Source organism: Burkholderia sp. Ac-20345, from assembly GCF_017104825.1.
GTDB classification, from domain to species: domain Bacteria; phylum Pseudomonadota; class Gammaproteobacteria; order Burkholderiales; family Burkholderiaceae; genus Burkholderia; species Burkholderia lata_B.
Genome location: NZ_JAAGPO010000334.1, coordinates 1 through 6,314 on the forward strand (window position 1 = coordinate 1; position 6,314 = coordinate 6,314).

The window sequence follows — 6,314 nt, forward strand, 5'->3', positions numbered from 1 at the left end:
TCACGAGCGAGCGCGCGATGCTGCAGATAGGTCATCGTCAGCACCAGCGCGGTCGCCGGATCGGCCCGCGCGACGGCGGCCACGATCCGGCTCGCCTGCGCAAGCGTCGCACCGGCGCCGCCATGCTCGCGCGGCACGACCTGCGCGATCAGCTCGGCGTGATGCAGCCGCGCGAAGTTCTCGTGCGGAAAGCGGCCGTCGACGTCGTTGCGGGCCGCATCGGCGGCCAGCTCCGGCGCGAGGCGGTCGAGCAGCGCGGCGACGCGTGCGTCGTCGGCATCGGCATCTTCGGTGGGCAGGAGGCGCAGCGAACGCGGCTGCGGCGACGGCGAGGAAGCGGCAAGGCTGGCGGACATCGAAACGGATTCCCTGGGTCATGCGGAAAGGCAGCAACCGCGGCAATCGATCGCCACGCGGCGCGGCTTCTCATGAAGTCGGCGATCTGGAACACGCGGCGCCGGATGCACCGGCGCCCGCGCGCCCGATCGTTCGTGAGCCCATAGCGTATGCGCAGCGCACCCCCGCCCAAACCATGCAAATCTGATATTCAAATCGGGATTGATTATTTCCGTTTCGCATGATCCCGGCGTTAACCTGCGCTCCATTCCTGCCCGGCCACGCGCCGGGACGTCCCTGCACCGGAGACCCAGATGAGCGTCGAATTCATCGGCATGATCCAGAGCCAGAAGCAGTCGGAAATCCACCCGGCGTCCGGCCCTGTCGTCGATCCCGATTACGTGCGTGACTTCGCACGCGCCCACGAGACGGCCGGCTTCGACCGGATCCTCGTGCCGCACCACTCGACCGGCCCGTCGGCGACGCTGACGATCGCGTTCGCCGCGGCCGCGACCGAGCGCATCCACTTCATGCTCGCGCATCGCCCGGGCTTCACCGCGCCGACGCTCGCCGCGCGGCAGATCGCGACGCTCGACCAGTTCAGCCGTGGCCGGCTCGCCGTGCACTTCATCTCCGGCGGCTCGGACAGCGAACAGCAGCGCGACGGCGACTTCCTCGATCACGATGCGCGCTATGCGCGCACCGACGAATACCTCGGCATCCTGCGGCGAATCTGGACCGAAGCGCAGCCGTTCGATCACGACGGCGTGCACTACCGGTTCAAGCAGGGCTTTTCGGAAGTGAAGCCGTTCCAGCAGCCGCATGTGCCGATCTATTTCGGCGGTGCATCGGAAGCCGCGCTCGAAGTGGCCGGCAAGCACGCGGACGTCTACGCGCTGTGGGGCGAATCGCTCGACCAGGTGCGCGACCTGACGACGCGTGTGCGCGCCGAAGCGGCGAAGCACGGCCGCCAGGTGCGCTTCTCGGTGTCGTTCCGCCCGATCCTCGCCGCGACCGAAGACGAAGCGTGGGCGCGCGCGCATCGCATCCTCGAAGAAACACGCCGGCTGCGCGAAGCGGCCGGCCTCGGCGCCGGCGGGCCGCAGCAGAGCGAAGGCGCGCGCCGCCTGCTCGCCGCGGCCGATCGCGGCTCGCGCGTCGACAAGCGGCTGTGGACCGAGATCGCGAAGCTCACCGGCGCGCGCTCGAATTCGACGGCGCTCGTCGGCACGCCCGAACAGGTCGCCGACGCGCTGCTCGACTACTACGACCTCGGCGTGACCACGTTCCTGATCCGCGGCTTCGATCCGCTCGAAGACGCGATCGACTACGGCCGCGAACTGATTCCCCGCGTGCGCAGTGCCGTCGCCGCACGCGACGCGGCACGCCGCGCCGCCTGAGCCCAACGGAGCCATACGCCATCATGTCCGCCGTCCTTTCCTCACCCGTCCGTACCGCATCGGGCCTCGAACTCGCCGAAGCGCCGCGCCAGCATTTCTGGTTCGACGCGCCCGCGCCGCGCATCGACGTCGCCGCCGAGCGCCGTCACCGTCAGGAACGGCTCGCGGCCGCATTCCGCCTGTTCGCACGCTTCGGCTTCGCGCAGGGGCTCGCCGGCCACATCACCGCACGCGACCCCGAACTGCCCGATCACTTCTGGGTGAATCCGCTCGGCGTGCATTTCTCGCAGATCAAGGTGTCCGACCTGCTGCTCGTCAATGCCCGCGGCGAAACCGCGATCGGCACGCGGCCGCTGAACAAGGCCGCGTTCGCGATCCATGCGGCGATCCACGAAGCGCATCCGCACATCGTCGCCGCCGCGCATACGCATTCGACGTACGGCAAGGCGTGGTCGACGCTCGGCCGCCCGCTCGATCCGCTCACGCAGGACGCGTGCGTGTTCTACGAAGATCACGCGCTGTTCGACGACTTCACGGGGATGGTCGTCGACACGAGCGAAGGCGCACGGATCGCGGATGCACTAGTGAAGCCGGACGGCACCACGCACAAGGGCGTGATCCTGAAGAACCACGGGATCCTGACCGCCGGCCCGACGGTCGAGGCCGCCGCGTGGTGGTACATCGCGCTCGACAACGCCGCGCACACGCAGTTGCTGGCCGAGGCGGCCGGCACGCCGCAGCCGATCGATCACGCCACCGCGCGCCACACGCACGGCCAGATCGGCGGCCCCGAGGGTGCGCTGCATGCGTTCGACAGCCTGTTCGCGCGCGTCGTCGCCGACGAACCCGACCTGCTCGACTGAGCGCCTTTCCGCACGACCGGAGACCAGACCACATGACCCTAACCACCGCACCCGCGCCCGCCGATACGCACGACGACAAACGCCGCAAGCTGCTGCGCGCCGCCGGCGCCGCCGCGCTCGCCGCGCCCGCGATCACGCTGGGCCGCAAGGCCTGGTCCGCGCCGCCGCTGAAGAAGCTCACGTTCGCGTGGAACCAGAACGCGTTCTGCCTGACGCCGATCGTCGTCGCGCAGGAGCGCGGCTTCTTCGAGAAGAACGGCCTGAAGGTCGACCTGATCAACTACAGCGGGTCGACCGACCAGCTGCTCGAATCGATCGCGACCGGCAAGGCCGATGCGGCGGTCGGGATGATCCACCGCTGGTTGAAGCCGCTCGAAGCCGGCTTCGACGTGAAGATCATCGGCAGCTCGCACGGCGGCTGCGTGCGGCTGGTCGGCGCGAAGGCGGCCGGCGTGACGACGCTGCAGGCGCTGAAAGGCAAGACGGTCGGCGTCAGCGATCTGGCCGCGCCCGGCAAGCATTTCTTCTCGATCCTGCTCGCGAAGAACGGGATCGATCCCGAGCGCGACATCACGTGGCGGCAGTATCCGGCCGACCTGCTCGGCGTGGCGGTCGACAAGGGCGAGATCCACGCGATCGCCGACGGCGACCCGAATCTCTATCTGCTCGAGAAGCGCAGCAACGGTGCATACACCGAACTGGCGACGAACCTGTCCGGTGAATACGCGCGCAAGGTGTGCTGCGTGATCGGCGCGCGCGGCGATCTCGTGCGCAACGACCGGCCGTCGGCCGCCGCGCTCGCGCGCTCGATCGTGCAGGCCACCGAGTTCACGCACGACAACCCGAACGAAGCCGCGAAGGTGTTCGCGAAGTATTCGCCGAAGATCAGCCCCGAGGACCTGCGCAAGCTCTACGCGACGCTCACCTACAACCACCACCCGACCAACGTCGACCTGCAGCAGGAAATCGCGTTCTACGCGGACGACTTCCGCCGCATCAGCGTGCTGAAGAAGAGCACCGACCCGCAGCGCTTCGCGCAGCAGGTCTATGCGAACGTGCTGGGGTGACGCGATGTCGACGATCGAACACGCTCCCTCCGCACGCACCGCGTCCGCCCCTTCCGGCGGCAGTGCTACCGCATCGGCGACGCGTACCGCCTGCACGGTGTGCGAAGCCACGCTGGCCGCCGAAGCGCGCCGCGCACGCACCTGGCCGACCGGCATCGTCGCCGCGCTCGCATGGGCCGCGCTCGGCGCCCTCACGCAGCTATGGCCGAACCGCGTCGTCGGCTTCAGCGACTGGGCGTACACCGACGAATTCGCCGTCGGTGCGTGGACGATCGCCGCGTTGTTGCTCGTCGCCGCGACGCTCGGCCATCTCGTCCCCGCGACGCGCACGCGGCTCGCGCGCGTGCGGCCGGCCGGCCCATGGCTAGTCGCGCTGCCACTCGTACTCGCCGCGTGGGAACTCCTCACCGCGAAAACCGGCTGGCTGCCAACGCCGTTCTTCGCGCCGCCGCAGGCGCTGATCGAGGTCTACATCGACGACTGGCCGCGCCTCCTCGGCAGCGCCGGCAACACGCTGAAGCTGCTCGCGCTCGGCTTTGCGTATGGCGTCGCGGTCGGTTTCGCGGTCGGCGTCTCGATCGGCTGGTCGCGCCGGATCGGCTACTGGGTGCATCCGGTGCTGCGCGTGCTCGGCCCCGTGCCGGCCACCGCGCTGCTGCCGCTCACGTTCTACTTCTTCCCGTCGAGCTATTCGGCTGCAGCGTTCCTGATCGCGCTCGCGACCGGCTTCCCGGTCGCGGTGCTCACGTGGTCGGGCGTCGCGAGCGTCAACAAGCAGTATTACGACGTCGCGCGCACGCTCGGTGCGAACGCACGCTTCCTCGTGCTCCGCGTCGCGATTCCGGCCGCGCTGCCACACGTGTTCGTCGGCATCTTCATGGGGCTGAGCGCGTCGTTCACGGTGCTGGTCGTCGCCGAGATGATGGGCGTCAAGTCGGGGCTCGGCTGGTACCTGAGCTGGGCGCAGGGCTGGGCATCGTACGTGAACATGTATGCGGCGCTGATCGTGATGGCGCTGCTGTTTTCCGGGCTGATCGCGTTGCTGTTCGCGGTGCGCGACCGCGTGCTCGCCTGGCAGAAAGGAACCGTCAAATGGTGAGCGCCGCCGTACTCGAATCTTCCGTTGCCGCTGCACCCGCCGTCGCGGCGCCGCGCGGCGCGCGCATCGACATCCGCCGCGTGAGCCATGCGTTCGACGGCCCCAGCGGCGCGCTGCCGGTGCTCGACGACGTCACGCTGTCGGTCGCGGCCGGCGAATTCGTCGCACTGCTCGGCCCGAGCGGCTGCGGAAAGTCGACGCTGCTGCGCCTCGTCGCGGGCCTCGACGCCGCGCGCCAGGGCACGATCGCACAGGACGGCGTGCCGATCGAACAACCTGATCCGTCGCGCATCGTCGTGTTCCAGGACCCGACGCTGTACCCGTGGCGCCGCGTGCGCGCGAACGTCGCGCTCGGCCTCGAAGCGCGCGGCGTGGCGCGTGCATCGCAGCATCGTGTCGACGATGCGCTCGCGCGCGTCGGGCTGCAGGAATTCTCGAACGTGTTCCCGCACCAGTTGTCCGGCGGGATGGCGCAGCGGGTCGCACTGGCCCGCGCGCTCGTCAACGATCCGCGCCTGCTGATTCTCGACGAGCCGCTCGGCAAGCTCGATTCGCTCACGCGGCTCACGATGCAGGCCGAGCTCACCGCGCTGTGGCAACGCGACGGTTTCTCCGCGCTGCTCGTCACGCACGATGTCGAGGAAGCGCTGTTCCTCGCGCAGCGCGTGATCGTGTTCGGGCCGCGTCCCGCACAAATCGTCGCCGAACTGCGCGTCGACCTGCCCTATCCGCGCCATCGCGGCGACCCGCGCCTCGCCGAGCTGCGTCACGACGCGTTGCGGCACCTCGGGCTCGACGCGAGCTGGTAGATGCGCGGTGCCGTTCGACGATGGGCCGCCGCGCGGCGGGAACATAGCCGATGAACGCGCCGACGTTCGCCGACTGGGCGCTCCTGTTTCTGCAAGGACTGTACCGCGCGCAAATCGTGCTGGCGCGCGTGCTGCATGCGCTCGGGCTGACGGGCGACGCCGACGGTCAAGCCGCGTGGCCATGGACCCATCGCGTCGCGCTCGAAACGCTGCGCATCGACGCAGGACTCACGCGACAGCTCGCGTTCGCCGCCGCGGCGGCGACGCTGGCCGTCTTGCTCGCGGGTATCGCGCTCGCATCGCGCAAGTGGCGAGTCGCTTCGGCACTCGCCGCGCTGGCCATTGCGTGGCTCGCGCCGTGGCCGCCGTCTTCGCTGTGGCTCTCGCCCGCCGTGCCGACGAGTTTCCAGCGCGATCCCGCGCCGTTTTCGGTAGCGAACGTGATGCGCGGCGCGCACCTGTATGCGCAACACTGCGCGGCATGCCACGGCGTGGACGGACGCGGCGAAGGGCCGCTCGCGGCCTCGCTCTCGCACTGGCCGCCGACCTTTGCCGGCGCGCTGCTCGCCCGGCGTCTCGACGGCGAGCTGTTCTGGCGCGTACGTCACGGCACGCGCGACGAACACGGCGCGGCGACGATGCCCGGCTTCGCCGCGACACTCGGCCCCCAGGACACCTGGGCCGTGCTCGACTACCTGAAAGCGCTCGCCGCGGGCAGCGGCGCGCAGGCGGAAGGCGCG

At 69.7% G+C, this 6,314-nt stretch carries 7 protein-coding genes; 6 read left to right on the forward strand and 1 reads right to left on the reverse strand.

Annotated elements, in window-relative coordinates; all coding sequences use genetic code 11:
* Positions 1-356: acyl-CoA dehydrogenase family protein (locus tag G3O06_RS45830; protein ID WP_205820033.1), on the reverse strand; the 356-nt coding region annotated here is incomplete at its 3' end.
* A gap of 294 nt (positions 357-650) precedes the next feature.
* Between G3O06_RS45830 and G3O06_RS45835 the strand changes: the two genes are divergently transcribed.
* From G3O06_RS45835 to G3O06_RS45860, 6 genes are all read left to right on the forward strand, one after another.
* On the forward strand, positions 651-1,736 hold the full coding sequence (locus tag G3O06_RS45835) for an LLM class flavin-dependent oxidoreductase (protein ID WP_205820034.1): 1,086 nt from the start codon (positions 651-653) through the stop codon (positions 1,734-1,736).
* Between the two features lie 23 nt (positions 1,737-1,759).
* Complete coding sequence (locus tag G3O06_RS45840; RefSeq protein WP_174996463.1) at positions 1,760-2,599, forward strand: class II aldolase/adducin family protein; 840 nt, start codon at positions 1,760-1,762, stop codon at positions 2,597-2,599.
* 32 nt (positions 2,600-2,631) lie between these two features.
* On the forward strand, positions 2,632-3,666 hold the full coding sequence (locus tag G3O06_RS45845; protein WP_205820035.1) for an ABC transporter substrate-binding protein: 1,035 nt from the start codon (positions 2,632-2,634) through the stop codon (positions 3,664-3,666).
* Between the two features lie 4 nt (positions 3,667-3,670).
* Positions 3,671-4,765: an ABC transporter permease gene (locus G3O06_RS45850; protein ID WP_205820036.1), complete on the forward strand. Its 1,095-nt coding sequence runs from the start codon at positions 3,671-3,673 to the stop codon at positions 4,763-4,765.
* Positions 4,759-5,574, forward strand: coding sequence for an ABC transporter ATP-binding protein (locus tag G3O06_RS45855; RefSeq protein WP_205820037.1), 816 nt, complete (start codon positions 4,759-4,761; stop codon positions 5,572-5,574). Before G3O06_RS45850 ends, G3O06_RS45855 begins: the two co-directional genes overlap by 7 nt.
* 50 nt (positions 5,575-5,624) lie before the next feature.
* On the forward strand, positions 5,625-6,314 hold a 690-nt coding region (locus tag G3O06_RS45860; RefSeq protein WP_205820038.1), incomplete at its 3' end, for a cytochrome c.

What these genes read in the sequence shown, in the direction of transcription:
- G3O06_RS45835 (WP_205820034.1), top strand. Translation starts at nt 651, where the DNA reads ATGAGCGTCGAATTCATCGGCATGATCCAGAGCCAGAAGCAGTCGGAA.
- G3O06_RS45840 (WP_174996463.1), top strand. Translation starts at nt 1,760, where the DNA reads ATGTCCGCCGTCCTTTCCTCACCCGTCCGTACCGCATCGGGCCTCGAA.
- G3O06_RS45845 (WP_205820035.1), top strand. Translation starts at nt 2,632, where the DNA reads ATGACCCTAACCACCGCACCCGCGCCCGCCGATACGCACGACGACAAA.
- G3O06_RS45850 (WP_205820036.1), top strand. Translation starts at nt 3,671, where the DNA reads ATGTCGACGATCGAACACGCTCCCTCCGCACGCACCGCGTCCGCCCCT.
- G3O06_RS45855 (WP_205820037.1), top strand. Translation starts at nt 4,759, where the DNA reads ATGGTGAGCGCCGCCGTACTCGAATCTTCCGTTGCCGCTGCACCCGCC.